General features: G+C 69.6%; 27 protein-coding genes. 14 read left to right on the forward strand and 13 right to left on the reverse strand.

The features are described 5' to 3' along the window. Positions 1 to 93: 93 nt before the first annotated feature. Complete coding sequence (locus VF557_08215) at positions 94 to 1,098, forward strand: Gfo/Idh/MocA family oxidoreductase (protein HEX8080178.1); 1,005 nt, start codon at positions 94 to 96, stop codon at positions 1,096 to 1,098. A gap of 24 nt (positions 1,099 to 1,122) precedes the next feature. Then, on the forward strand, positions 1,123 to 1,299 hold the full coding sequence (locus VF557_08220) for a DUF6104 family protein (GenBank protein HEX8080179.1): 177 nt from the start codon (positions 1,123 to 1,125) through the stop codon (positions 1,297 to 1,299). A 17-nt stretch (positions 1,300 to 1,316) separates the two neighbouring features. Here VF557_08220 and VF557_08225 read toward each other — a convergent pair whose 3' ends face one another. The 3 genes from VF557_08225 to VF557_08235 form a co-directional block, all read right to left on the reverse strand. After that, positions 1,317 to 2,018, reverse strand: coding sequence for a hypothetical protein (locus VF557_08225; protein HEX8080180.1), 702 nt, complete (start codon positions 2,016 to 2,018; stop codon positions 1,317 to 1,319). A 49-nt stretch (positions 2,019 to 2,067) separates the two neighbouring features. After that, entirely contained in the window at positions 2,068 to 3,246 is a 1,179-nt protein-coding gene (locus VF557_08230; GenBank protein HEX8080181.1) for an NADP-dependent malic enzyme, read from the reverse strand. Between the two features lie 180 nt (positions 3,247 to 3,426). Further along, positions 3,427 to 3,804: a S24 family peptidase gene (locus VF557_08235; GenBank protein ID HEX8080182.1), complete on the reverse strand. Its 378-nt coding sequence runs from the start codon at positions 3,802 to 3,804 to the stop codon at positions 3,427 to 3,429. Positions 3,805 to 3,912: 108 nt separating this feature from the next. Between VF557_08235 and sodN the strand changes: the two genes are divergently transcribed. The 4 genes from sodN to VF557_08255 all read left to right on the forward strand — a co-directional run bounded on the left by sodN (position 3,913) and on the right by VF557_08255 (position 6,257). After that, positions 3,913 to 4,302 carry a superoxide dismutase, Ni gene (gene sodN / locus VF557_08240; GenBank protein ID HEX8080183.1) on the forward strand — a complete coding sequence of 130 codons (390 nt, stop codon included), beginning with the start codon at positions 3,913 to 3,915 and terminating at the stop codon, positions 4,300 to 4,302. After that, positions 4,299 to 5,021: a histidine phosphatase family protein gene (locus VF557_08245; protein ID HEX8080184.1), complete on the forward strand. Its 723-nt coding sequence runs from the start codon at positions 4,299 to 4,301 to the stop codon at positions 5,019 to 5,021. Before sodN ends, VF557_08245 begins: the two co-directional genes overlap by 4 nt. Then, positions 5,011 to 5,418, forward strand: coding sequence for an ATP-binding protein (locus VF557_08250; protein ID HEX8080185.1), 408 nt, complete (start codon positions 5,011 to 5,013; stop codon positions 5,416 to 5,418). Before VF557_08245 ends, VF557_08250 begins: the two co-directional genes overlap by 11 nt. Before the next feature lie 65 nt (positions 5,419 to 5,483). Further along, positions 5,484 to 6,257 carry a SigB/SigF/SigG family RNA polymerase sigma factor gene (locus tag VF557_08255; protein ID HEX8080186.1) on the forward strand — a complete coding sequence of 258 codons (774 nt, stop codon included), beginning with the start codon at positions 5,484 to 5,486 and terminating at the stop codon, positions 6,255 to 6,257. Positions 6,258 to 6,277: 20 nt separating this feature from the next. Here VF557_08255 and VF557_08260 read toward each other — a convergent pair whose 3' ends face one another. Continuing rightward, the gene (locus VF557_08260) at positions 6,278 to 6,688 is read right to left on the reverse strand and encodes a hypothetical protein (GenBank protein HEX8080187.1); all 411 of its coding nucleotides are present in this window, start codon (positions 6,686 to 6,688) and stop codon (positions 6,278 to 6,280) included. Between the two features lie 110 nt (positions 6,689 to 6,798). Here VF557_08260 and VF557_08265 point away from each other — a divergent pair, with 110 nt between their 5' ends. Together VF557_08265 and VF557_08270 are read left to right on the forward strand one after the other, a co-directional pair. Further along, positions 6,799 to 7,731: a diacylglycerol kinase family protein gene (locus tag VF557_08265; GenBank protein ID HEX8080188.1), complete on the forward strand. Its 933-nt coding sequence runs from the start codon at positions 6,799 to 6,801 to the stop codon at positions 7,729 to 7,731. A 614-nt stretch (positions 7,732 to 8,345) separates the two neighbouring features. After that, positions 8,346 to 8,597, forward strand: coding sequence for a WhiB family transcriptional regulator (locus VF557_08270; protein ID HEX8080189.1), 252 nt, complete (start codon positions 8,346 to 8,348; stop codon positions 8,595 to 8,597). A 139-nt stretch (positions 8,598 to 8,736) separates the two neighbouring features. On the opposite strand, the gene VF557_08275 is transcribed toward VF557_08270, so the two are convergent. Then, positions 8,737 to 10,233 (reverse strand): PAS domain-containing sensor histidine kinase, encoded by a 1,497-nt coding sequence (locus VF557_08275; protein HEX8080190.1) that lies wholly within the window; start codon positions 10,231 to 10,233, stop codon positions 8,737 to 8,739. 164 nt (positions 10,234 to 10,397) lie between these two features. Between VF557_08275 and VF557_08280 the strand changes: the two genes are divergently transcribed. Next, a complete protein-coding gene (locus tag VF557_08280; GenBank protein HEX8080191.1) occupies positions 10,398 to 10,634 on the forward strand; it encodes a DUF3311 domain-containing protein in 237 nt (78 codons plus the stop codon). After that, positions 10,631 to 12,316: a sodium:solute symporter gene (locus VF557_08285; protein HEX8080192.1), complete on the forward strand. Its 1,686-nt coding sequence runs from the start codon at positions 10,631 to 10,633 to the stop codon at positions 12,314 to 12,316. The genes VF557_08280 and VF557_08285 overlap by 4 nt, the downstream gene beginning before the upstream one ends. A gap of 104 nt (positions 12,317 to 12,420) precedes the next feature. Here VF557_08285 and rsrA read toward each other — a convergent pair whose 3' ends face one another. From rsrA to VF557_08305, 4 genes are all read right to left on the reverse strand, one after another. Then, complete coding sequence (gene rsrA / locus VF557_08290) at positions 12,421 to 12,705, reverse strand: mycothiol system anti-sigma-R factor (GenBank protein HEX8080193.1); 285 nt, start codon at positions 12,703 to 12,705, stop codon at positions 12,421 to 12,423. Next, entirely contained in the window at positions 12,702 to 13,316 is a 615-nt protein-coding gene (locus VF557_08295; protein ID HEX8080194.1) for a sigma-70 family RNA polymerase sigma factor, read from the reverse strand. Before VF557_08295 ends, rsrA begins: the two co-directional genes overlap by 4 nt. A gap of 250 nt (positions 13,317 to 13,566) precedes the next feature. After that, positions 13,567 to 14,088, reverse strand: coding sequence for a hypothetical protein (locus tag VF557_08300; GenBank protein HEX8080195.1), 522 nt, complete (start codon positions 14,086 to 14,088; stop codon positions 13,567 to 13,569). A gap of 134 nt (positions 14,089 to 14,222) precedes the next feature. Further along, positions 14,223 to 14,438, reverse strand: coding sequence for an RNA-binding S4 domain-containing protein (locus tag VF557_08305; GenBank protein HEX8080196.1), 216 nt, complete (start codon positions 14,436 to 14,438; stop codon positions 14,223 to 14,225). 154 nt (positions 14,439 to 14,592) lie between these two features. Here VF557_08305 and ybaK point away from each other — a divergent pair, with 154 nt between their 5' ends. After that, positions 14,593 to 15,069: a Cys-tRNA(Pro) deacylase gene (gene ybaK, locus VF557_08310; protein HEX8080197.1), complete on the forward strand. Its 477-nt coding sequence runs from the start codon at positions 14,593 to 14,595 to the stop codon at positions 15,067 to 15,069. Here ybaK and VF557_08315 read toward each other — a convergent pair. Both VF557_08315 and VF557_08320 read right to left on the reverse strand, forming a co-directional pair. Continuing rightward, positions 15,059 to 16,870: an AMP-binding protein gene (locus tag VF557_08315; GenBank protein ID HEX8080198.1), complete on the reverse strand. Its 1,812-nt coding sequence runs from the start codon at positions 16,868 to 16,870 to the stop codon at positions 15,059 to 15,061. The two genes, ybaK and VF557_08315, sit on opposite strands and share 11 nt — an antisense overlap. A 20-nt stretch (positions 16,871 to 16,890) precedes the next feature. Further along, entirely contained in the window at positions 16,891 to 17,505 is a 615-nt protein-coding gene (locus VF557_08320) for an alpha/beta family hydrolase (protein HEX8080199.1), read from the reverse strand. Between the two features lie 143 nt (positions 17,506 to 17,648). On the opposite strand from VF557_08320, the gene VF557_08325 reads away from it, so the two are divergent. After that, complete coding sequence (locus tag VF557_08325; protein ID HEX8080200.1) at positions 17,649 to 18,401, forward strand: SOS response-associated peptidase; 753 nt, start codon at positions 17,649 to 17,651, stop codon at positions 18,399 to 18,401. 118 nt (positions 18,402 to 18,519) lie between these two features. Next, positions 18,520 to 18,765 carry a DUF6158 family protein gene (locus VF557_08330; protein ID HEX8080201.1) on the forward strand — a complete coding sequence of 82 codons (246 nt, stop codon included), beginning with the start codon at positions 18,520 to 18,522 and terminating at the stop codon, positions 18,763 to 18,765. Positions 18,766 to 18,852: 87 nt separating this feature from the next. Here the strand turns inward: VF557_08330 and VF557_08335 are convergent, their stop codons facing one another. Next, entirely contained in the window at positions 18,853 to 20,019 is a 1,167-nt protein-coding gene (locus VF557_08335; protein HEX8080202.1) for a hypothetical protein, read from the reverse strand. After that, entirely contained in the window at positions 20,016 to 20,543 is a 528-nt protein-coding gene (locus VF557_08340) for an RNA polymerase sigma factor (protein HEX8080203.1), read from the reverse strand. Before VF557_08340 ends, VF557_08335 begins: the two co-directional genes overlap by 4 nt. A 75-nt stretch (positions 20,544 to 20,618) precedes the next feature. On the opposite strand from VF557_08340, the gene aroA reads away from it, so the two are divergent. Then, on the forward strand, positions 20,619 to 21,947 hold the full coding sequence (aroA, locus tag VF557_08345; GenBank protein HEX8080204.1) for a 3-phosphoshikimate 1-carboxyvinyltransferase: 1,329 nt from the start codon (positions 20,619 to 20,621) through the stop codon (positions 21,945 to 21,947).

The following is a 21,947-nucleotide window of genomic DNA, read 5'->3' on the forward strand; positions in this document are numbered from 1 at the left end:
GACGGTCCGCGCCGCCGCTGACGGCCAGCACTACCGCCGCTGACGGTCAGCACCGCCGGCAGCGGCGCATCCCACGCGCGCTAGGTTGGGCTCATGGGTCAACCCGCAACCGATGATGCCGTCATCCGCTGGGGCATCCTCGGCGCAGGCGGCATTGCCGGCAAGTTCGCCGCCGACCTGGCTCGCACCCCGGGCAACGTGCTGGCCGCGGTCGGCGCCCGGCAGGCCGACCGGGCCGCCGACTTCGCGGCCAGGCACGGCGCGCCCCGCTCCTACGGCAGCTACCACGAACTGGTTGCCGACCCTGACCTGGACGTCGTCTACATCGCCACCACCCACCCCGGCCATCACGAGCAGGCGCTGCTGGCGATCGCGGCCGGCAAGGCGGTGCTGATCGAGAAGCCGGTCTGCCTCAACGCCGCCGACACCCGCGAGGTGTTCGCGGCGGCCGCCGCCGCGGGGGTGTTCGCCATGGAAGCCATGTGGATGCGCACCAACCCGCTGATCCGCAAGGCCCAGGAGCTGGTGTCCGGGTCAGCCATCGGCGAGCTGGTGTCGGTGCGGGCCGAGCTGGGCCTGGGACGGACCTTCGATCCCGGCCATCGGCTCTATGACCTGGCCAACGGCGGCGGCGCCCTGCTGGATCTGGGCATCTACCCCGTCACCTTCGGCTGGATCTTTCTCGGCCGGCCCGAGTCGGTGGCCGTCACCGGAGCGCTGGCGCCCACCGGCAGCGACGCCACCGTGGCGATGCAGTGGGGCTACCCGGACGGCCGGGACGCCCAGCTCTGGTGCTCGGCCCCGGTCAAGGCGCCCATCCGAGGGCTGGTGGTGGGCACCGAGGGCTGGATCCGGACCGAGGGCCGGTTCTACCGCCCGACCGCCCTGACCGTGATGGTGGGCGAGCTGGAGTCCCGGATCGATGACCCGCTGGGCAGCGACACCCACGGTTACGGCCCCGAGATCGCCGAGGTCGCCCGCTGCCTGCGGGCTGGGCTGACCGAGAGCCCGCTGATCCCGGCCGCCGACACGATCGCCATCATGGAACTGCTCGACGGCGCGCGGGCCGAGCTCGGCGTCCGCTACCCGGGCGAGTGAAGCCACGCACGGACGGAGTAGCGGATGTACTTCACTGATCGTGGGATCGAGGAGCTGGAATCGCGGCGCGGCGACGAGGAGGTCAGCCTGGCCTGGCTGGCCGAGCGGCTGCGCACCTTCGTCGACCTCAACCCCGACTTCGAGATCGCGGTGGACCGGCTGGCGACCTGGCTGGCCAGGGCCGACGACGAGGATGACTGACCCGAGCCGGCAGGCAATTAGTCCGGCCGCGCCATCACCGGCTCAGCCACCTCATGGGCCGGGCTGATCACGTTCGAGCTGTCCAGTCCGAAGCGCGCGAAGAGCCGGAGGAACAGCTGCGCCACCGGTCCGATCGTGACGGCGAACAGCGCCGTGCCCACTCCCACCGTGCCGCCCAGCAACCAGCCGGTGAGCAGCACCGCCAGCTCGACGATGGTCCTGCTGAGCCGGATGGAGATGCCGGTCCGGCGCGCGATTCCGGTCATCAGGCCGTCACGCGGGCCCGTACCGAAGCCGGCGCAGATGTACATGCCGGTGGCCAGGCCGCACAGCAGCACCGCCGCCACCAGCATCGCCACCCGCGCCGCGAGACCGTGCTGCACCGGCAGCAGCGCCAACGTGGCGTTCATCGCCAGGCCGACCACCAGCACGTTGCTCACCGTGCCCAGCCCCGGACGCTGGCGCAGCGGAATCCACAACAGCAGCACCAGCGCCCCGACCGCGATGTTGACGGTGCCGATCTCACGGTCGAGCCCGAAGGCGATGCCCTGGTGCAGCACGTCCCACGGGCCCAGGCCGAGGCCCGCCTGCACCAGCATCGCCGCCGACACCCCGTACAGCACCAGGCCGAGGTAGAGCTGCCCGAGCCGCCGGCCCCAGTGCAGCGCCACGGCGCGCCGGGTCCGGACTATCGGGCCGGCCGGTCGGAGCGGGAGCATCCGCTGAGCATGCCGGTCCCGGCCGGCCCGGGCCCAGCCGGGATCATACTTACTGGTCAAGTTGGCCGGCCACCCCTTCGCGGCGGGCCTGCTCGGCCACCGCCGCCCGGATCGCCGGCACCACCCGCTCGTCGAACGGGGCCGGCACGATGTGGTCCGGACGCAGCTCGCCGGCCACCACCGAGCCCAGAGCGGCCGCGGCGGCCAGCTTCATCCCCTCGGTGATCTGCCGGGCGCCGGCGTCGAAAGCGCCGACGAAGACCCCGGGAAACGCCAGCACGTTGTTGATCTGGTTGGGATGGTCGCTGCGTCCGGTGGCCACCACCGCCGCGTGCCGGCGGGCGATCTCCGGCTCCACCTCAGGGGTCGGGTTGGCCAGGGCGAAGACGATCGAGTTCCTGGCCATGCCGGCGATCGCGGCCTCGTCGACCGCTCCGGCGCTGACTCCCAGGAACACGTCGGCGCCGGCCAGCGCGGACTCCAGGGAGCCGGTGAAGCCGCCCCGGTTGGTCAGCTCGGCCAGCTCGCGCTTGATCGGGTTCAGGTCGGTCCGGCCCCGGTGCACGATGCCCCGGGAGTCGGCCAGCGCCAGGTCGCCGATGCCGGCCGCGAGCAGGATCCGGGCGCAGGCCACGCCGGCCGCGCCGGCGCCGGAGACGACCACCCGAAGCTCATCCAGCCCGCGCCCGGTCAGCCGGGCGGCATTGCGCAGCGCGGCCAGCACCACGATCGCGGTGCCGTGCTGGTCGTCGTGGAACACCGGGATCGGCAGCAGGTCACGCAGCCGGCGCTCGATCTCGAAACAGCGGGGTGCTGAGATGTCCTCGAGGTTGACACCGCCGAAGGACGGCGCGATCCGGACGATGGTGTCGACGATCTCGTCCGGGTCGGTGGTGCCCAGCACGATCGGAATCGCGTTGAGCCCGGCGAACTGCTCGAACAGCGCGCACTTGCCTTCCATCACCGGCAGCGCGGCGGCCGGGCCGATGTCACCCATGCCCAGCACCGCGGTGCCGTCGCTGATCACCGCCACCAGCCGCGAGCGCCAGGTGTAGGTGGCGGCCAGCGACTCATCAACGGCGATGGCAGCCGAGACCTGCGCCACGCCGGGGGTGTAGGCCAGCGACAGGGCCTCCCGATCGGTCAGCGGCATGGTGCTGGAGACCACCAGCTTGCCGCCCTGGTGGATCTTGAAGACCGGGCTGGAGGGGTCGAAGGTAGGTCTCACGCGGCAAGCTCCAAGTGATCGCGGATAACGGTGAACGACTGGCGAGACGGTGCTGGGACCCTTTACAGGGTGCGGCAACGCCGGGCCGATGGTCGGCTTGCTACATGCTTGATACGCCGGCTTACTCATCAGATGCGCCTGCCCGCCCACCTAGATACTCCTCGCGCATCCGGGCGAGATTTATCCTGGCGGGCTGAACTCCCGGGGAGCGGTTCCCCACCAGCGTCGCGCCGCCGACCGCCACCAGTTGCCGGCAGGAACCGGCCCGCTCCGACGCCAGACCCGCACCGCCGTGGCCAGCACGTCGGCCACCCCGTACTGGCGCGAGTCGCTGCCCTGGCCGGCGTTGTCGCTGGCCAGCAGCCAACCGCCGTCCTGCTCGGCCACCGCCCGCTTGATCACCAGCAGCTCCGGCCGGCGCCGGAACCTGGCCAGCACCAGCGCGCCGGGCCGGACCGGGGCTCCGTGACGCACCAGGAGCCAGTCCCCCGGCAGCAGGGTGGGGGTCATCGACAAGCCCTCGACGCGCACCCGCTGCCAGGGAAGCAAAGCCTGCATGCGCTGATGCTGCCTGACCCGGCTAGGCAGGTTGCGGAGTAGGGTCCAATCGAGCGTTCCGCCACCGGAATGCGTTGTTGTCGCGACTGGAGGAGAGTTATGCGCTTGATGCGCCGTTCGATCACCGCTTCGGCTCACTGCGACCTGCCGTGCGGTGTGTATGACCCGGCACAGGCTCGCATCGAGGCCGAGTCGGTCAAGGCGATTCAGGAGAAGTACCAGGCCAACGAGGACCCGATCTTCCGGACCCGGGCACTGCTCATCAAGGAGCAGCGCGCCGACCTGGTCAAGCATCACCTGTGGGTGCTGTGGACGGACTACTTCAAGCCCCCGCACTTCGAGAAGTACCCGCAGCTGCACGAGCTGTTCAACAAGGCCACCAAGCAGGCCGGCGCGGCCGGTGGCAAGAGTTCGGTCGACCCGGCCGAGGGCCAGAAGCTGCTGGACATGATCGCCGAGATCGACACCATCTTCTGGGAGACCAAGAAGGCTGCGTGAGCGAACCGGTGTCCGCACCTGAGCAATCGACCGAGGCCGACCCGATCACCGGGTCGGCCTCGGTCGTCCGGCGCTGGCCCGCGCCCAACACCCAGCCCGCCCTGCTGCTGGTCCGGCACGGCGAGACCGAGTGGAGCCGCAGCGGCCAGCACACCGGCAACTCCGACATCGCCTTGACCGAGTTCGGCGAGCGGCAGGCCCGGGCGTCCGGCCCGTTGATCCGGGCCGTGCTGGGCTCGACAGCGCCGGCACTGGTGCTCAGCTCGCCCCGCCAACGTGCCTGGCGGACGGCGGAGCTGGCCGGCTTCGAAGTGCAGGAGCGCGTCCCCGACGCCGCTGAGTGGGACTACGGCGATCTGGAAGGGCTGACCTCGGCCGAGATCCGGCGACAGTGGCCGGACTGGTCGGTGTGGTCCGGCCCGATCCCCGGCGGCGAGGACGCCGCGGCGGTCAGCGCGAGGTTCGACCGGTTGCTCGGCACGATCACCGACCGGCTGCAGTCCAGCGGCCGGACCGGGCCGGTGCTGGTCTTCTCGCACGGGCACGCGATCCGGTGCCTGGCCGCTCGCTGGCTCGGTCATCCGGTGACCTCGGGACGGCAGTTCTGGCTGGGCACCGGCGCCGTCTGCAGCCTCGGCTACGAGCACGAGCGGCCGGTGGTGCTGCGCTGGAACATCGACAGCACTCTGAGCCCGGCGGCGGCGGCCGGTGACCGCTGAGGACCGGCTGAACGCCACCGACATCGTCGAGCTGACGGTGCCGGCCGATCCCGCTTACCTGTCGGTGCTGCGCACGGTGATCGCCTCGCTGGCGGCCAGGCGTGGCTTCACCCTGGACGAGATCGATGACCTGCGGATCGCGGTGGACGAGGCCGGCGCGCTGCTGCTGCCCCACGCCAGCCCCGGCGCGCAGCTGTCGGCGGTCTTCGGCGGCGAGGCCACCAACCTGCGCGCCGAGGTGTCGGTGCCCGTGCCGGCCGGTGGCGCCGGTCAGCCGGACCGGTCGAGCTTCGCCTGGCTGGTGTTGGCCGCCCTCACCGATTCCGTCGCGCTGACCGAGTCGGGTCAGCGGTTGTCGCTCACCCTGAGCAAGGCACGCGGCCCCCAGGACCCATGACCGAGCGAAGCCAGGACCCATGACCGAGCGAAGCCAGGACCTATGACCGAGCGAAGCCGGGACCCATGACCGAGCGAAGCCGGCCGGATCGCGATCGCACCCATCAGCTGTTCGCCGAACTGGGCACGCTGCAGCCGGGCAGCCCGCGGCGACAGCAGGTGCGCAACGCGCTGGTCGAGATTCACCTGCCGCTGGTGCGCTATCTGGCCCACCGGTTCACCGGTCGGGGTGAGCCGGTCGATGACCTGCTGCAGATCGGCACCATCGGCCTGCTGCAGTCGATCGACCGGTTCGAGCAGGAGCGCGGGCTGGAGTTCTCGACCTTCGCCACCCCCAGCATCGTCGGGGAGATCAAGCGGCATTTCCGCGATCGCGGCTGGATGGTCCGGGTGCCGCGCCGGCTGCAAGAATTGCAGGCCGAGATCGGCGTCGGCATCAACGACCTGACCCATCGCCTGGGTAGGGCGCCGACGGTGGCCGAACTGGCCGGGCACCTGCGGTTGAGCCCGGAGCAGGTCATCGAGGCCACCGACTCGGCTCGGGCGTACTCGGCGGTGCCGATCGACGTGCCCAGCGCCACGACCGGCCGGACCATCGCCGACGGCCTGGTGGAGCCGGACACCGCTCTGGAGCATGTGGAACTGCGGCACGCGCTGCGCCCGGTGCTGGCCGGGCTCACCGAGCGGGAGCGGCAGGCGTTGCTGCTGCGCTTCGTGGAGAACAAGACCCAGAGTGAGATCGCCCAGGTGCTCGGGGTCTCGCAGGTGCACGTCTCGCGGTTGCTGGCCAAGACCCTCGCCGCCCTGCGCGACCGGCTGCCCGACCTGCACCACCGCTGATCGCCGCGGCCCAGCCTTCGCTACCCGAAGCGGTCCAGGGCCTGCCGCGAGGACGGCAGCATCAACAGCACCACCACCGTGATCGCGATGATCAGGATCGGCGCCCCGATCAGCAGCCGGTCGGCCTGGACAGCCAGCGAGTAGCCGACCGGCACCGCCAGCAGCTGCACCAGGATCACCGGCGATCGGGCGCTCGGACGCAGCTGCAACAACCCGCGGGCGCACAGTGCCAGCACCGCCGCGCCCAGCAGCGCGAAGCCGACGATCGCCACCGCACCCCAGAGCCGGGTCGTGGTCCGCGTGAAGGCGAGCACCAGCAGCACCAGCGCGGTGATAGCCAGCGCGGCGGCCTCCAGCAGCACGATCGCGGCGGCCGCCTGGACACCGCCGGGAGGCGGGCCGGTGGCCGGCTCGGCTGCGGTGTCGGGCATGTCAGCAGCGTATGCGAGCACTCTGCCGCCGGTTGGACGCGGGCAGGCCGCGGTCGAGCTGAGCACTCCGGTAGCGCTGGATGAGCCCGCCTCGACGGTAGGGTCAGGTTGTGCGAGTCCTGGTCGTCACCAACCCCCGAGCCACCGCCACCACGGTGCGCCAGCGCGACGTCCTGGTGCACGCGCTGTCCGTCGATGCCAAGCTCGAGGTCGAGGAGACGGCGAACCGGGGTCATGCCGCGGCGCTGGCCTGCCGGGCGATGCGTGACGGCGTCGATGTCGTGGTGGCTCTCGGCGGGGACGGCACCGTCAACGAGGTGGTCAACGGGTTGCTCACCGACGGCGTGCATCCCGGCGTCCCCCGGCTCGGGATCGTGCCCGGCGGTTCGACCAACGTCGTCGCCCGGGCCCTGGGCCTGCCCAACGAGCCGGTCGAAGCCACCTCGGTGCTGATCGACGCGATGCGCACCGACCGGCTTCGGCACATCGGCCTGGGCCAGGCCGATGACCGCTGGTTCGTGTTCGCCGCCGGCCTCGGCTATGACGCCGCGGTGGTCGCCGCCGTCGAAGCCCACCGCAGGCGTGGGCGCACGTCGACCCACGCGCTCTACGTGCGCACCGCGGTCCGGACGTACTTCGAGCAGGACCGGCGCCATCCCGCGATCACCTTGGAATTCGCCGACGGCAGCACCATGTCGGGTATCCACCTGGCGCTGGTGACCAACTGCGATCCATGGACGTACTTGGGTGAGCGGCCGGTCTCGCCCACCCCGCTGGCTTCATTCGACACCGGCCTGGACGTCTACGCCCGGACCCGGATGGGCGCGGCCGGAATCGTGTTCGCTGCCACCCGGATGGTCACCTCGCCTCGCCGGGCCGCCGGCCGCCGCAAGGGTTTCGGCTCGCGGCTGGAGCACGACCTGGCCGAGTTCGTGCTGCGCTCGGACCGGCCACTGCCCTTTCAGGTGGACGGCGACGCCCTTGACGAGCGCCGGCAGGTTCGGTTCCGGGGCGTGCCTCGGGCACTCGAGGTGTATGTCTGACGGAGCTGCCGACGGGTGCGCGCTCTGATGAGCGCCGTCTGATCAGACCTGCCGGCCCGGCCTCGTGCTGTGAACCGTCACTGTCCGCACAGGCCTGCCTGCACAGCGCTATCTGCCCAGCCCTGTCTGCAAGGTAATTCCGCACAACGCAGTCCGCGCCATCCTGTCTGCAAAGACTGTCTGCCAGAGCGCTGCCCGCACGTCCTGTTCGCACAACGCTGTCCGCACGCCTGTTCACACAACGCTGTCTGCATAAATGTCTGCAACCTCGCTCTTGACGCCGGCACCACAGCAGTTGATGATCATCACGACAAAACACGGCGTTTGGCTGTGTTTCAGCTGTGCGAATGCCAGGCAGTTTCGGCAACAGGGCGTTTTGGACTTGCCCCGTTGCGCAAGGTGGGCAAGGCTTGTAAGTGAGACCGGACGTGACCGAACCAGGAACCTAGTCGTCCGCTGAACCATGGATCGTAGAACGAGCCATGTGACACACGTCTGACGTGTCGCGTGGTCCTTGAACTAGTCGGCAGCTCGTGAAAGAATTCACAAGCACCTGCTGCGCGGCTCATGCTTGCCTGTCAGCAGTTTCCAAGCCAAGTGAGGAGATCGGCCCCATGGACTGGCGTCACCGCGCGGTATGCCGCGACGAGGACCCGGAACTGTTCTTTCCGATCGGTAATACCGGTCCGGCATTGATGCAGATCGAAGAAGCGAAGGCCGTGTGCCGTCGCTGTCCCGTCATGTCAGAGTGCCTTTCGTGGGCACTGGAGAGCGGCCAGGACGCCGGCGTCTGGGGCGGACTGAGTGAGGACGAACGACGTGCCCTCAAGCGCCGCAATGCCCGCGCTCGCGCCCGAATGTCCTAGCGCTGCCTGAGTACCCACGCTGGTTGAGTGTCCAACGCTTCGTGAGTTCGCTAGCGCCGCTTGAAGGTCTGGCGTCGCCCGAGGGTCCAGCCTTTGGGCTTCAGCCGTCTGATGTGCAACGCCGAGCCTGTGTTGCTCCTCACACCGAGCCCCGCTCCCGCCGGCTGATCGGAACGCGCAGCGTCACGGCAGTGCCAGGCTGACCCGGACCGCGGCCGGTGAGTTCCAGCGTCGCGTTCAACTCCGCTTCCACCAAGGTCCGAACGATCTGTAGGCCTAACCGGTCGCTGTTGTCGATGGAGAACCTTTCCGGCAGGCCGACGCCGTCGTCGAGGATCTGAACGGCCAGTACCCCTCGAGCACGTTCGCCGACCACCCGCACCGACCCGCATCGATTGCCGGCGAAGCCGTGCTCGACGGCGTTTCCGACCAGTTCTGTGAGCACCATCACCAACGGTGTCGCCAACTCGGCGGGCAGCTGACCGAAACTACCGATCCGCTGCACCAGCACCCGAGTGCCGGAGCCTGCCACCTCGCCCAGCATCGACAGCAGCCGGCCGACCACCTCGTCGAAGGCGACCTCTTCATCGATCGCCGAGGACAGCGTCTCGTGCACCAGCGCGATCGAGGACACCCGGCGCATCGATTCCTCCAGCGCAGTACGGGCCTCGGTATTGGCTACTCGGCGTGACTGCAGCCGCAGCAGCGCCGCGACAGTCTGCAGGTTGTTCTTCACCCGATGGTGGATCTCGCGGATCGTGGCGTCCTTGCTCAGGATCTGCCGGTCGCGACGGCGCAGCTCGGTCACGTCCTGTAATAGCACCAGCGCACCGAGTGATTCACCGCGGGGATGCAGGGGAATCGCGCGGAACTGCACGATCGCGCCGTCGCCGTCGAGTTCTCGGCTCACCGGATGCATGCCGCCCAACGCCTCGGCGGTCATCTTGTTGAGGTCAGCCGCCTTGAACGGATCCCGGGCCAATTCGGTGACCACGTCAGCGAATGCGGCGCCCAACAGGTTGCCGGCGAAACCGAGCCGACGGAACGCCGACGAGCCGTTGGGGCTGGCATAGAGCACCCTGCCCTCGGCGTCCAGGCGCACCATGCCGTCGCCCACCCGTGGCCCCGAGCCTTCCTCGCGTTCGTTCGGTGGGCCCGGGAACTTGCCGGTGGCCACCATCGACGCCAGGTCGGCCGCGCTCTGCAGGTAGGCGAGCTCGAGCTGGCTGGGGCTGCGCAGGCTGGTCAGGTTGCCGTCGCGCCCGAGCACCGCCACCGGCCGGTCCCTGAACAGGATCGGAATCGCCTCCCGCCGGATAGGCGTATCGCCTTCCCAGTCGGGATCTGACTCCCGGAAGATCCGGGCCTCGGTCAGCGCGACCTGCAGCGCCGCGGCGCGGGTACCGGCCAGCCGTTCGCCGACCCGGTCCAGCAGGTAGGCGGTGGCGCCGGTGGTGGGCCGGCACTGGGCAGCGCACAGGAACTCGCCCTCGGTCGCGGTGGGAACCCACAGCAGCAGGTCGGCGAAGGACAGATCCGACAGCAGCTGCCACTCGGCGACCAGCTGCTGCAGATGGGCGGTCTCGGGCTCGTCCAGCTGCGTCTGGCTGGCGAGCAGGTCCGACAATGCTGACATGGTGAGCTGAGAGTGCCACAGCCCGTCCCTGGATGAGCCAACCGGCCCGAAACCCGGCCGACGCGTCACCTCTCGCGCGGCAAGGCCGCTGCCATTAACGTGACGAACGGCAAGCGAACGTGTCCCCGCATCACATCGTCACCGGTTCTTCCCAGGAGGTTGTCTTGTCCCAACCATCCAGGCACCGCCTGTCCCGCGGCACCATGATCACCGCCGGCGTGCTGCTGGGCCTACCGATCGTCGCCCTGCTCTGGGTGCCGCTCTATGCCCGCAAGGATCCCGAGCTGTGGGGCTTCCCGTTCTTCTACTGGTACCAGATGGCCTGGGTCATCGTGTGCGGGTTCTGCACCGCGGGCGCCTTTCACGTCATCGAGCGTGACCGCAGGCGAGGCAACCGATGAGCACCCTGGCGACCGGCGAGACCGTGACCCTGGCCGCCGACAAGGTGGACGGCGTAGCCCTCAGCGTCCTGCTGTTCTTCTTCATCGTCGTGACCATCGGCGGATTCTGGGCCTCCAACTGGCGAAAGGCCGACAGCCCGCACAGCCTGGACGAGTGGGGCCTGGGCGGACGCAGCTTCGGAACGGTGATCACCTGGTTCCTGCTGGGTGGTGACCTCTACACCGCCTACACGTTCATCGCGGTGCCGGCCGCGATGTTCGCCACCGGAGCCGTCACCGGGTTCTTCGCGGTCGCCTACACCGTCATGATCTATCCGATCGTGTTCATCTTCATGCCGCGGATGTGGTCGGTCTCGCACAGCAAGGGTTACGTCACCGCCGCCGACTTCGTTCGGGGCCGGTTCGACTCCCGGTTCCTGGCGCTGGCCGTCGCGCTGACCGGCATCCTCGCCACGATGCCCTACATCGCGTTGCAGTTGGTGGGTATTCAGGCGGTCATCGACAGCATCGGCCTGGGCGGCCGCGGCAACGCCTTCGTCCGCGACCTGCCGCTGCTGATCGCCTTCGCGGTGCTGGCCGCCTACACCTACTCCTCCGGCTTGCGCGCGCCGGCGATCATCGCCTTCGTCAAGGACAGCTTGATCTACCTGGTGATCGCGGTGGCCGTGGTCTACGTCGGGGTGCACGTCGGCTACGGCGCCCTGTTCGACGCGGCCGAAACCAAGATGGCGACCAAGACCCCGGCCGGCGTCAACACCGGGGTGTTCATCCCCGCCAGCAACAACTACTGGGCCTACGCCACGCTCGCCCTGGGTTCAGCGCTGGCGCTGTTCATGTACCCGCACTCGATGACAGCGGTCCTGTCGGGCAAGTCGCGCAACGTGATCCGCCGCAACGCCACGATCCTGCCTGCCTACTCGCTGCTGCTGGCGATGCTGGCCTTGCTCGGCTACGCCGCGATCGCATCCGGGACCTCAGTCATCGGAGTCGACGGAAAGCCGAACCCGCAGCTGGCGGTGCCGCACTTCTTCCGCGACGAGTTCCCGAGCTGGTTCGCCGGAATCGCCTATTCGGCTATCGCTATCGGCGCGCTGGTGCCGGCGGCGATCATGTCGATCGCTGCCGCCAACATGTTCAGCCGCAATATCTACAAGGAGTTCCTGGTCCCCCACGCGACCCACAAGCAGGAGGCGCAGGCCGCCAAGATCACCTCACTGGTGGTCAAGTTCGGCGCGCTGATCTTCGTGCTGTTGCTGGACAAGCAGAACGCCATCAACATGCAGTTGCTCGGCGGGGTCTGGATCCTGCAGACGCTGCTGGCGATCGTGGTCGGGCTCTACACCCGATGGTTGCACCGGTGGGCGCTGCTGGCCGGCTGGGCGGTCGGCATGATCTACGGAACGGTAGCGGCCTACAACCAGAAGTCGGCTGTCACCGAGCACTTCGGCGGTTCGCTGGCGACCTTCCCGTTCACCGACACCAGGGTCTACATCGCCCTGTCCGCCCTGGTGCTCAATATCGTGGTGACCGTGCTGCTGACCTTCGTGCTGCGGGCGATGAAAGCGCCCGAAGGCGTCGACGCGACCACCTATGAGGATTACTACTCCGAGAGCACCAAGAAGGTGAGCGACCTGCCGGGCACCGACGGCGGCCTGCCGGTGCCTGGCGGGGTCCGCGGCTAGCGGCCCTCTCCTGCTCATCAAGCACCAACGCCTGACTCCAGGGTGAGAACCCGGGAGTCAGGCGTTGGTGTCAGTCGTGCTGTCCGGCCAGCGGGCCGGCGCTGTCACTCGGCGCGGTACTCCAGATGGCTGGCGTCGATGGCCGCCTGCTGGAGCCGGATCCGGATCCGGGACTTGAGACTGCTCGGCGCCACGTCACCGCCGCAACTGCGAGCCACCAGCACCTTCACGTCCTGCTCGAGCCCGAACTGGCGCAGGCAGGGCGCGCAGCCGTCGAGGTGGGTGCGGATCCGCTGCCGCACCTCGCCGTCGGTCTCGTCATCGAGGTAGAGGTAGACGTCGGCGAGGACTTCTTCACAGTCCATGCCACCGGGACCGAAGCCGGTCATGCGTGTTCTCCTTCGGCGCTCTGGGACGTCGAGGTTCCTGTCTTGACAAGCCCTCGATCACGCGCGTAGTCAGCCAGCAACACCTGAAGCTGCTTGCGACCGCGGTGCAATCGCGACATCACAGTGCCGATCGGCGTGTCCATGATCTCGGCGATCTCTTTGTAGGCGAAACCCTCGACATCGGCGAGGTACACCGCGAGCCGGAACTCCTCGGGCAGGGACTGCAAGGCGTCCTTGACGTCGGAGTCGGGCAGGTGGTCCAGGGCTTCCATCTCGGCCGAGCGCAACCCGCTGGAGGTGTGCGATTCGGCCGCGTGCAACTGCCAGTCCTCGATCGTGTCGGAGTTGGACTGCTGCGGTTGGCGCTGCTTCTTGCGGTAGGTGTTGATGAACGAGTTCGTCAGGATCCGGTACAGCCAGGCCTTGAGGTTGGTGCCCTCGTGGAACTGGTGGAAGGCCGCGAACGCCTTGACGAACGTCTCCTGGACCAGGTCCTCTGCGTCGGCCGGATTGCGGGTCATTCGCATCGCGGCGGCGTACAGCTGATCGAGGAACGGCAGGGCGTCACGCTCGAACCGAGCTCGGCGCGCCTCGACAGTCTCCTCAGCCACCACAGTTCCCCTCGCCTGAACCGCCGGACCGAAGGAGACCGGCACCTGTGAGCTTACGGGTGCGGCGAAGCCCGCGCGTGGCGTGTCCGAAGATAGGACGCCCGGCGGCGGGCGATCCACTACGAGCATGGCTTGCTCCTTGGCGGCGGTTCGACTCCCATGGCTCAGGGGTTCGTGGTGTGCAACCCAACTCTTGCTGCATCCATTCCATCCCCGCCCGCCGGTGTGGCCGCCGCGCGCCGGGCTGCGCTCAGACCAGCAGTCGATCTCCGCGCGGAAGGTCGGGTTCATCCACGTTGTCCCGCTCGCCGCCACCGCCGCCGGAGCATTGCGGGCACCAGGGCTGCAATCGGCGGTGGCTGCAGTGGGCCATGATCAGGTAGATCATCGTGGACTGGACCAGCGCCCAGCCGACCCGGCCGGCCGGGCTGGTCAGAAAGTTCGAGCCCACCAGCACGATCAGGTACGGAACCATCACCCAGGGATTGCTGCCGGCGTGCGCCAGCCGGAACCGGCGGCTGTACCGGGCGGCATGCTCGGCGGCGTTCAGCGGCATCGAGGCCGCGCAGCGCTCGCACAGCCGCCGATCGTGCTGACGCATGAACAGCCAGGTGACCACCACGAACACCAGCAACGTCAGCGAGGTGAGCAGCGTCAGCAACGTCGGCGCCACCGGCCGCACTCCCAGTGCGATGGCGCCCAGAATGGCGACGCTGAGCAGTTGCGGAGCCCAATGTCCCCAACCGCGCGCCAGGCCGCCGGAATAGGGCAAGCCGATACTGTGAGTCAAGTGCGTGTCCGATCCCCCGTGGCCCGTCGACAGCGACCGGCCTTTAAGTACGCAGAATGCCTTTCTTTTACAGGGGGATCATCCGCTATCAGGCGACTTCGGGCAACTGCAAACTGTCAGTGCACAACCAGTTGCTCACCGCGCACGCTCACCACGTCTCCAGGTGACAGTTGCCGGCCCCGTCGCGTCTCGACCTCGCCGTTCACCCTGACACTGCCCTCGCCGAGCAGCAACTTGACGTCCGAGCCCAGCTCGACCGCGTCGGCCAGCTTCAGGAACTGACCCAACCGGATCGGCTCGCCGGAGCCTCTGGACGTGTGCACCTCTCGCATGGCGCCCATTCTCCTCCCCGCTCCTGTCCGCTCGACTTCCACCCACCGCGGATGGGCTTCCGCTCACTCCGGATGGGCTTCCGCTCACTTCGGATGGGCTTCCGCTCACTTCGGATGGGCTTGCGCCACTCCGGATGGCAGGATCTTGGAGATCATGAGTGGTGGAACACCGGCGACCGTCGCGCTGGACCGGGCCCGGATCAGCTACACCCTGCACCCCTACGCCCACGACAGCCGGGCCGGCTCCTACGGCGAGGAGGCAGCCGCCCTGCTCGGCATCGACCCGCGCCGGATGTTCAAGACCCTGATCGCGGCGGTCGACGGGCGGCTGGTGTGCGCGGTCGTCCCGGTGGCCAGCCGGCTCGACCTCAAGGCGCTGGCCAGCGCCGCCGGTGGCCGGCGCGCCGAGCTGGCCGACCCCGCCAAGGCCCAACGAGCCACCGGCTACGTCATCGGCGGGATCAGCCCGCTCGGGCACAAGAGCCCGATGCCGGTGCTGGTGGACTCGTCGGTGACCGGCTTCGACACGGTGTACGTCTCGGCCGGCAAGCGCGGGCTGCAGGTGCAGCTGCCCCCGGCCGAGCTGCTCCGGCTGAGCGGGGCGCGCACCGCGCCGATCGCTACGAGCTGAGATCCTCCTCGCGGTACTCCCCGGCCGCCCGCTGCTGGCCGCGGCCGTCCTCCGCGCGGCGCAGGTCCACCCGGCGGATCTTGCCGCTGATCGTCTTGGGCAGCTCGGCGAACTCCAGCCGGCGGATCCGCTTGTACGGCGCCAGCTGCTCCCGGCAGAACACCAGGATCTGCCCGGCCAGCTCGGCCGAGGGCGAGTAGCCCGCCGCCAGCGTGACGTAGGCCTTGGGCACCGACAGCCGGACCGGGTCAGGTGCGGGCACCACGGCCGCCTCGGCCACCGCCGGATGCGTGACCAGCACGCTCTCCAACTCGAACGGGCTGATCCGGTAGTCGCTGGACTTGAACACGTCATCGGTTCGCCCGACGTAGGTGACGTAGCCGTCGGAATCGATCGTGGCGACATCGCCGGTGTGGTAGAGCCCGTGCGCCATCGCGGTGTCATTTCGCTCGGCGTCGTCCCGATAACCCACCATCAACCCCACCGGACGCTCGGCCAGGTCCAGGCAGATCTCACCCTCAGCTGGAGCTGCCACTTCGGTCCGCTCGTCGCTCGTTCCTCGCTGCGATGCTCCCTCAGCTGGAGCTGCCACTTCGGTCCGCTCCTCGCTCGTTCCTCGCTGCGATGCTCCCTCAGCTTGCAGCCGCTGGCCGGTGACCGGGTCGGCCAGCACCACCCGGTAGCCGGGCAGCGGCCGGCCCATCGATCCCGGCTTGACCAGCTCGCCGGGCGGGTTGCCGATCTGGGCGGTGGTCTCGGTCTGGCCGAAGCCGTCCCTGATGGTCAGCGACCAGGCGCGTTGAACCCGCTCGATCACCTCGGAGTTCAACGGCTCGCCGGCGCCCACGACCTCGCGCAGCGACAGCTGCCACCTGCTCAGGTCCTGCTGCACCAGCATCCGCCACACCGTCGGCGGCGCGCAGAAGGTGCTCACGCCGGCCTCGGCCAGCACGTCCAGCAGCCGGGCGGCATCGAAGCGGGCGTAGTTGAACAGCACCACGGTGGCCCCGGCGTTCCACGGCGCGAAGAAGCAGGACCAGGCGTGCTTGGCCCAGCCCGGCGACGAGACGTTGAGGTGGACGTCGCCGGGGCGCAGCCCGATCCAGTACATCGTCGACAGGTGCCCGACCGGATAGCTGAGATGGGTGTGCTCCACAAGCTTGGGCTGGGCGGTGGTCCCCGAGGTGAAGTAGAGCAACAGCGGGTCCGTCCCGACCGTCGGCACGTCAGGCTGGTACGGCTGGTCGAAGCCGGCCGCCTCGGCGTAGTCCAGCCACCCGGGGACCGGCTCGCCCGCCGCCACCGCGACGCAGCCGGCCGGAGCCGAGCCGAAACCGGCCGTCAGATCCGAGCGGCTGATGACCGCTCCGACAGCGCCACGCTCCAGCCGGTCGGCCAGGTCGGCCGGTGACAGCAGCGTGCTGGCCGGGATGATCACCGCGCCCAGCTTCATGCAGGCCAGCATCGACTCCCACAGCTCGACCTGGTTGCCCAGCACCAGCAGCACCCGCATGCCGCGGCTGACCCCGTTCGCGGCCAGCCAGCCGGCGAGCCGCGACGAGCTCCGCGACAGCTGCCCGAAGGTGTAGCCGGCCCGGCTGCCGTCGTCCTCGATCAAGCGCAACGCGTCCTGGTCGGGCCGCTGGGTGGCCAGCACCCCGTCGAAGTAGTCCAAGGCCCAGTTGAACCGCTCCGGTCGAGGCCAGCTGAACTGCCGGTAGGCGGTGGCGTAGTCCCCGCGGGCGTTCAACAGCAGGTCGCGGGCGGCGAGGAATTCGTCGATGCCGGCTGTGTCGTTCATGGGTGCCCTCCCAGCGTGTGTCATCCCAGCGTGTTGATCCAGTCCGCGACCAGCTGGCCGATCCGGGCGGTCTCGCGTCTGAGCCCATGGTCACCGGGCACCTGCTCGACCGTGCGGCCGGGTCCTGGTCCGGGCATTCCGAACGGGTCGTTGACGCCCTGCACGACCAGCACCGGGCACGGCGTCGCTGCCAGCTCCGGCAGCCGTGACTTGTCCGGGCGCCCTGGCGGGTGCAGCGGAAAGGCCAATGCCACCACCCCGATCGGCGCCGGCCTGGTCAGCTCGTCGGCGGCGCACCGGCAGGCGACCCGGGCGCCGGACGAGCGGCCGGCATAGACGAAGTCCAGGCCGGTGAGCACCTTGCGCCGGCCGAGCGAGGCGATCACCGCTCGCCAGGCCTGATCCAGCGTGCCGATCGGCGGCACCGCCTTCTTGCCCGCCACCCGATAGGGCTGGGTCACCCGCGCGACGCTGATCCCGGCGGCCAGGCAGGCCTTGCGCACCGCCAGGATGTCGGGCGCCTCGACCGAGCCGCCGGCGCCGTGGCCGATCACCAGCACCGTCCTGGCCTCGGCTGCCGGGTCCAGGTCGACGACCGACTCTCCCACCGGGGTCGCGATCTTCAGGCGGGGCATCGGTCACCGCGAGGCGTCTGCGCAGTCCGGTTCATGGGTGCAGCTTAGGGAGTGCGCTGTCGGGCCGATCCCCGTCGCGGCCGCTCGCTGCCGGGCCCGCCGCGGGCAGCGTCGCTGTCAGTGCCTTCAGGCACAATCGCAGTATGTGCGGACGCTATGTCAGCTCGGCCTCGACGGCCGACCTTCTCACCGAGTTCGACGTCGAGGAGGTGGTCGGCGAAGAGCTGCGGCCGTCCTGGAATGTCGCACCCACCGATCCGGTGCGGGCTATCCTGCGGCGGCCCCCGAAGGAGCCCACCGAGCAGGCCGAGCCGGACAAGCCGGTTCGCCAGCTCCGCACGCTGCGGTGGGGTCTGGTGCCCAGCTGGTCCAAGGACCCCAAGAGCGGCGCCCGGATGATCAACGCCCGGATCGAGACGGTGACCGAGAAGCCGGCGTTCAAGAAGGCCGCGGCCCGCCGCCGGTGCCTGCTGCCGGCGGCCGGTTACTACGAGTGGCAGAAGACCGACCACGGCAAGGTCCCGTACTTCCTGCACGACCCGGACGGCCGGTTGCTCGCGATGGCCGGGCTCTACGAGCTGTGGCGCGACCCGGCGCTGGCAGACGATGACCCGAACCGGTGGCTGTGGTCCTGCACGATCATCACCCAGCAGGCCACCGACCTGCTCGGCGAGATCCATGACCGCAACCCGGTGCTGGTGCCGCCCGAGCTGCAGGCGGCCTGGCTGGACTGCTCCAGCGACGACCCGGCCACCGCGCGCAAGATCCTGGACCAGATTCCGGAGGCACGGCTGGAGCCCTACGTGGTCTCACCTGCCGTCGGCAACGTCCGCAACGACGGGCCCGAACTCATCCAGCCGGTAGAGCTGCCCGAGCAGCAGCCCCTGCAGCTGTGACCGAGCGGGTGTCGCCCCGCAGGCATAATCTGGCAAGCAAGGCGCGGACGCACGCCGCGCGGCAGAACTGGCGCCAAGCAGCCGGCTACCAGATCGCACCTGACGCTAAGGAGCTTTGATGGCAGAGCACCCGCACGGCATCGATCCGGCAGCACTGGCCGACGATGACCTTCGCCGTGAGCTCAAGCACCTGCACGACACCCGGCACGACACCTTGCTGGGTGGCAGCGAGGACGCGCTGGAGCACCACACCCGGCGGATGCTCGAGCTGGAGGCCGAGTTCCTGACCCGCTTTCCGCAGGAGAGCGCGCCGGACCCACGGCGCACCCGGGCAGGCAGCCGCCGAGAGGCCGGGCAGGACTGAGCGCCGCGGCGGTGTCACCACCGCGCGGCGCCTCAGCTTCCCGCTGACGGCGTGGCCGTCAATGCTGGCCGCTGTCAGCCACCCCGGTCAGGGCGCTTCTATGACCGTGCTGGCACCCGTACTGGTGCCGGCCACTGTGAACAGGGCCTCCACCAGCGCCTTGGTGCTCTGCCCCGTCCGGCTTCCGTTGGAGGCTCCCAGGTCGCCGCACAGTGTGAGCCGGACGACGACGATCACCGGATCCCCGCTCGGGTAGTCCGCTTGGATCCGATAGGCCTCGGCGTCGGAGGTGCTCCTTCCGTCGACCGTGTTCGGGCCCTCGGCGGGGGTCTCGCACAGCGGGGGCCAGAACCTGTTGGGGTCAGCGCGGCTGAGACCGGCTGGCAGTCCGTTCAGCACGGTTATCAACGTGGTGGCCTGCGGGCCGGTCAGGGCAGCGCCCTGGTCGAGACGGCCGGCGAAGTAGCGGCACACCCGCAGCACGTCTGGTCGTCCGGGCACCAGCGTGTCAGCGGCGCCGTCTCGCGCCGGTGGCTTGTCACGCGGCAGCTCTGCCACGTCCGAGACCATCGCCGGGCAACCGTGGATGTCGAACGCGTTGACCTGGAGGGAGCCGGCCAGGTCGGCTCCGGTCTGTCCCAGCGCCGGGACGATCCGCACGGAGGCTTGCAGCTCGGGCACCGTGTACGCGAACGCCGGCCGAGCCTCCCAGATCCCGTCGGTGCGGGTGGCAGCGATGCCGCTGATCCTGGTCTTGGTGGTCTTGAGTTTCCCCGTCAATCCGAGCGGGCCGTCTCCCCCGAGAAACTCGACGAACGCCACGCTCGGCGTGTCAGGAACACCGCACCCCGGGCGGATGCCAGGACGCAGGACGGTCTCTCTGGTGAGCTTGCAGATTTCGGGGTCCTCCACCAGCCACGAGCTGGGGACGGTGATGCTCAGGCCGCGGAAGGTGACCACCTGGAAACCGGGCCGGGCCGACGCGGTGCTGGTGATGTCGCCGAGCGAAAGCTTTGCCAGCGTTGCATCCCGGTTCAGGTACCTCGGCAGGCCGGTCACCGTGGCCACGACGAGCGCGGCCATCGCCACGCCTGCGCACACTCGCAGCAGGACCGTGCCCCGGTGGGTGGGGGTAGCGACAGTCATCGACGACACCGGCACGGCAACCGGCCGGGCCGCCTCGCGCGCTGCCTGCCCCCAGTCCGACAACCGCGCGTCGATCTCGTCATCCGCCCGGTTCACGTTGTCTCTCACGACTCCTCCAGAAGCGTCTTGAGCCCCGCCCGAGCAGCGACCAGATGAGCCTTGACCGAAGATTCACTGATGCCGAGGGCCACTGCCACCTCGGCGACCGCGAGATCTGCCAGGTAGTACAGAGTGACGACCTGGCGTTGGCGTCGGGACAATCTCGCGATCGCACGCTCGAGATCGACCCGGTCGCCGTTCGGACCGGCAAGGCCGCTCGCCGGCGGCTGCGAGGTCGAACTCGTCCATCGCCAGCGCATCCGGTGCCGGCGTGCCTGGTCCAGCAAGATCGCCACCAGCCACGAGCGGGCGGTGCCGCGGTCAGGCCGAAAGGTCTCTCTGCGGCGCCAGGCGCGTAGCAGCGTCTCCTGCAGCACATCCGCGGCCGCGGCCGCGCCGACCTGCCGCTCCGCGAGGACCGCGAGCACGGCCAGGTGCGGCGACACCCAGTGGGCGAAGCCGTCGGCCGTCGCCGGGATGGCCGGCGCCTCAACGGTGTCGACGACGACCTCGCGACTTATCCATTCCCCCACATCCTTGATACGCCACAGGATGCCTCCTGGGTTTAGCCGGCGTAACGGCAGAATGCATTACGGCAGACTGTAGGCGTGGCTGACGAATCTCGCGGACGTAGCTGGAACGCGCCCGTGGCCGACGGGCCGGTGACGGCTGTTCTCGAGCTACCCGGTTCGAAGTCGCTGACCAACCGGGTGCTGGTGCTGGCCGCGCTGTCAGCCACCCCGACCCGGATCTGCGCCCCGCTGCGGGCCCGCGACACGTTGCTGATGGCGGCGGCGCTGCGCGGTCTGGGGGTCGAGGTGTGCGAGGACGGCGCGGACTGGGTGGTCCGGCCGGGAGTTCTGCACGGTGGCTCGGTGGACTGCGGCCTGGCCGGCACCGTGATGCGGTTCGTGCCGCCGCTGGCCGCGCTGGCGGTGGGTGACAGCCACTTCGACGGCGACCCGGCCGCCCGGGTCCGGCCGATGAGCACCCTGATCGAGGGGCTGCGCCAGGCCGGCGCGGTGATCAGCGACGGTGGTCGCGCGGCGCTGCCGTTCACGGTGCACGGCGCCGGCGCGCTGCCCGGCGGCCGGGTGCTGATCGACGCCGCCGCGTCCTCGCAGTTCGTCTCGGCGTTGCTGCTGGCCGGCGCCAGGTTCGACAAGGGCTTGGAGCTGGTGCATCACGGCGCCGACCTGCCGTCGCTGCCGCACATCGAGATGACCGTGACAGCGCTGCGCGAGGCCGGCGCGAGCGTCGACACCACCGCCGCCGACCGCTGGCTGGTCGCCCCCGGCCCGATCGACCTCACCGACCTGGTCATCGAGCCGGACCTGTCCAACGCCGCGCCGTTCCTGGCCGCGGCACTGGTGACCGGCGGCTCGGTGACGGTGCCCCGGTGGCCCGCAAGCACCAACCAGCCGGGCGCGCTGCTGGCCGAGCTGCTGACCTCGATGGGAGCCACGGTGGCGCTCGGCGACGCCGGGCTGACGGTGACCGGCAACGGCGCGATCGGCCCGCTGACCGCCGACCTGCACGAAGCCAGCGAGCTCACACCGGTGCTGGCGGCGCTGTGCGCGCTGGCCGACGGCGAGTCGGTGATCACCGGAGTGGCTCACATCCGCGGCCATGAGACCGATCGGCTGGCGGCGCTGGCCACCGAGCTGAACGCCCTCGGCGGCGACGTCACCGAGACCGAGGACGGCCTGGTGCTGCGCCCGGCGCGGCTGCACGGCGGGCGGTGGCACAGCTACGCCGACCACCGGATGGCGCAGGCCGGCGCGGTGCTGGGGCTGGCGGTTCCCGGCGTGAAGGTCGATGACATCGGCTGCACCAGCAAGACCCTGGCGGACTTTCCGGGCATGTGGCAGCGACTGCTCTCACCCGCCACCGCTCCCCCGGTCCCACCCGACGCTGCTCACCGAGCCGCGGAATAA

This window comes from Jatrophihabitans sp., assembly GCA_036389035.1.
Lineage (GTDB): Bacteria > Actinomycetota > Actinomycetes > Mycobacteriales > Jatrophihabitantaceae > Jatrophihabitans_A.

Bases quoted from the DNA above. Each gene is read 5' to 3' on its own strand.
- VF557_08215 (HEX8080178.1), top strand. From the start codon at position 94: ATGGGTCAACCCGCAACCGATGATGCCGTCATCCGCTGGGGCATCCTC.
- VF557_08220 (HEX8080179.1), top strand. From the start codon at position 1,123: ATGTACTTCACTGATCGTGGGATCGAGGAGCTGGAATCGCGGCGCGGC.
- VF557_08225 (HEX8080180.1), bottom strand. From the start codon at position 2,018: ATGCTCCCGCTCCGACCGGCCGGCCCGATAGTCCGGACCCGGCGCGCC.
- VF557_08235 (HEX8080182.1), bottom strand. From the start codon at position 3,804: ATGCAGGCTTTGCTTCCCTGGCAGCGGGTGCGCGTCGAGGGCTTGTCG.
- sodN (HEX8080183.1), top strand. From the start codon at position 3,913: ATGCGCCGTTCGATCACCGCTTCGGCTCACTGCGACCTGCCGTGCGGT.
- VF557_08255 (HEX8080186.1), top strand. From the start codon at position 5,484: ATGACCGAGCGAAGCCGGCCGGATCGCGATCGCACCCATCAGCTGTTC.
- VF557_08260 (HEX8080187.1), bottom strand. From the start codon at position 6,688: ATGCCCGACACCGCAGCCGAGCCGGCCACCGGCCCGCCTCCCGGCGGT.
- VF557_08270 (HEX8080189.1), top strand. From the start codon at position 8,346: ATGGACTGGCGTCACCGCGCGGTATGCCGCGACGAGGACCCGGAACTG.
- VF557_08275 (HEX8080190.1), bottom strand. From the start codon at position 10,233: ATGTCAGCATTGTCGGACCTGCTCGCCAGCCAGACGCAGCTGGACGAG.
- VF557_08285 (HEX8080192.1), top strand. From the start codon at position 10,631: ATGAGCACCCTGGCGACCGGCGAGACCGTGACCCTGGCCGCCGACAAG.
- rsrA (HEX8080193.1), bottom strand. From the start codon at position 12,705: ATGACCGGCTTCGGTCCCGGTGGCATGGACTGTGAAGAAGTCCTCGCC.
- VF557_08305 (HEX8080196.1), bottom strand. From the start codon at position 14,438: ATGCGAGAGGTGCACACGTCCAGAGGCTCCGGCGAGCCGATCCGGTTG.
- ybaK (HEX8080197.1), top strand. From the start codon at position 14,593: ATGAGTGGTGGAACACCGGCGACCGTCGCGCTGGACCGGGCCCGGATC.
- VF557_08315 (HEX8080198.1), bottom strand. From the start codon at position 16,870: ATGAACGACACAGCCGGCATCGACGAATTCCTCGCCGCCCGCGACCTG.
- VF557_08320 (HEX8080199.1), bottom strand. From the start codon at position 17,505: ATGCCCCGCCTGAAGATCGCGACCCCGGTGGGAGAGTCGGTCGTCGAC.
- VF557_08325 (HEX8080200.1), top strand. From the start codon at position 17,649: ATGTGCGGACGCTATGTCAGCTCGGCCTCGACGGCCGACCTTCTCACC.
- VF557_08330 (HEX8080201.1), top strand. From the start codon at position 18,520: ATGGCAGAGCACCCGCACGGCATCGATCCGGCAGCACTGGCCGACGAT.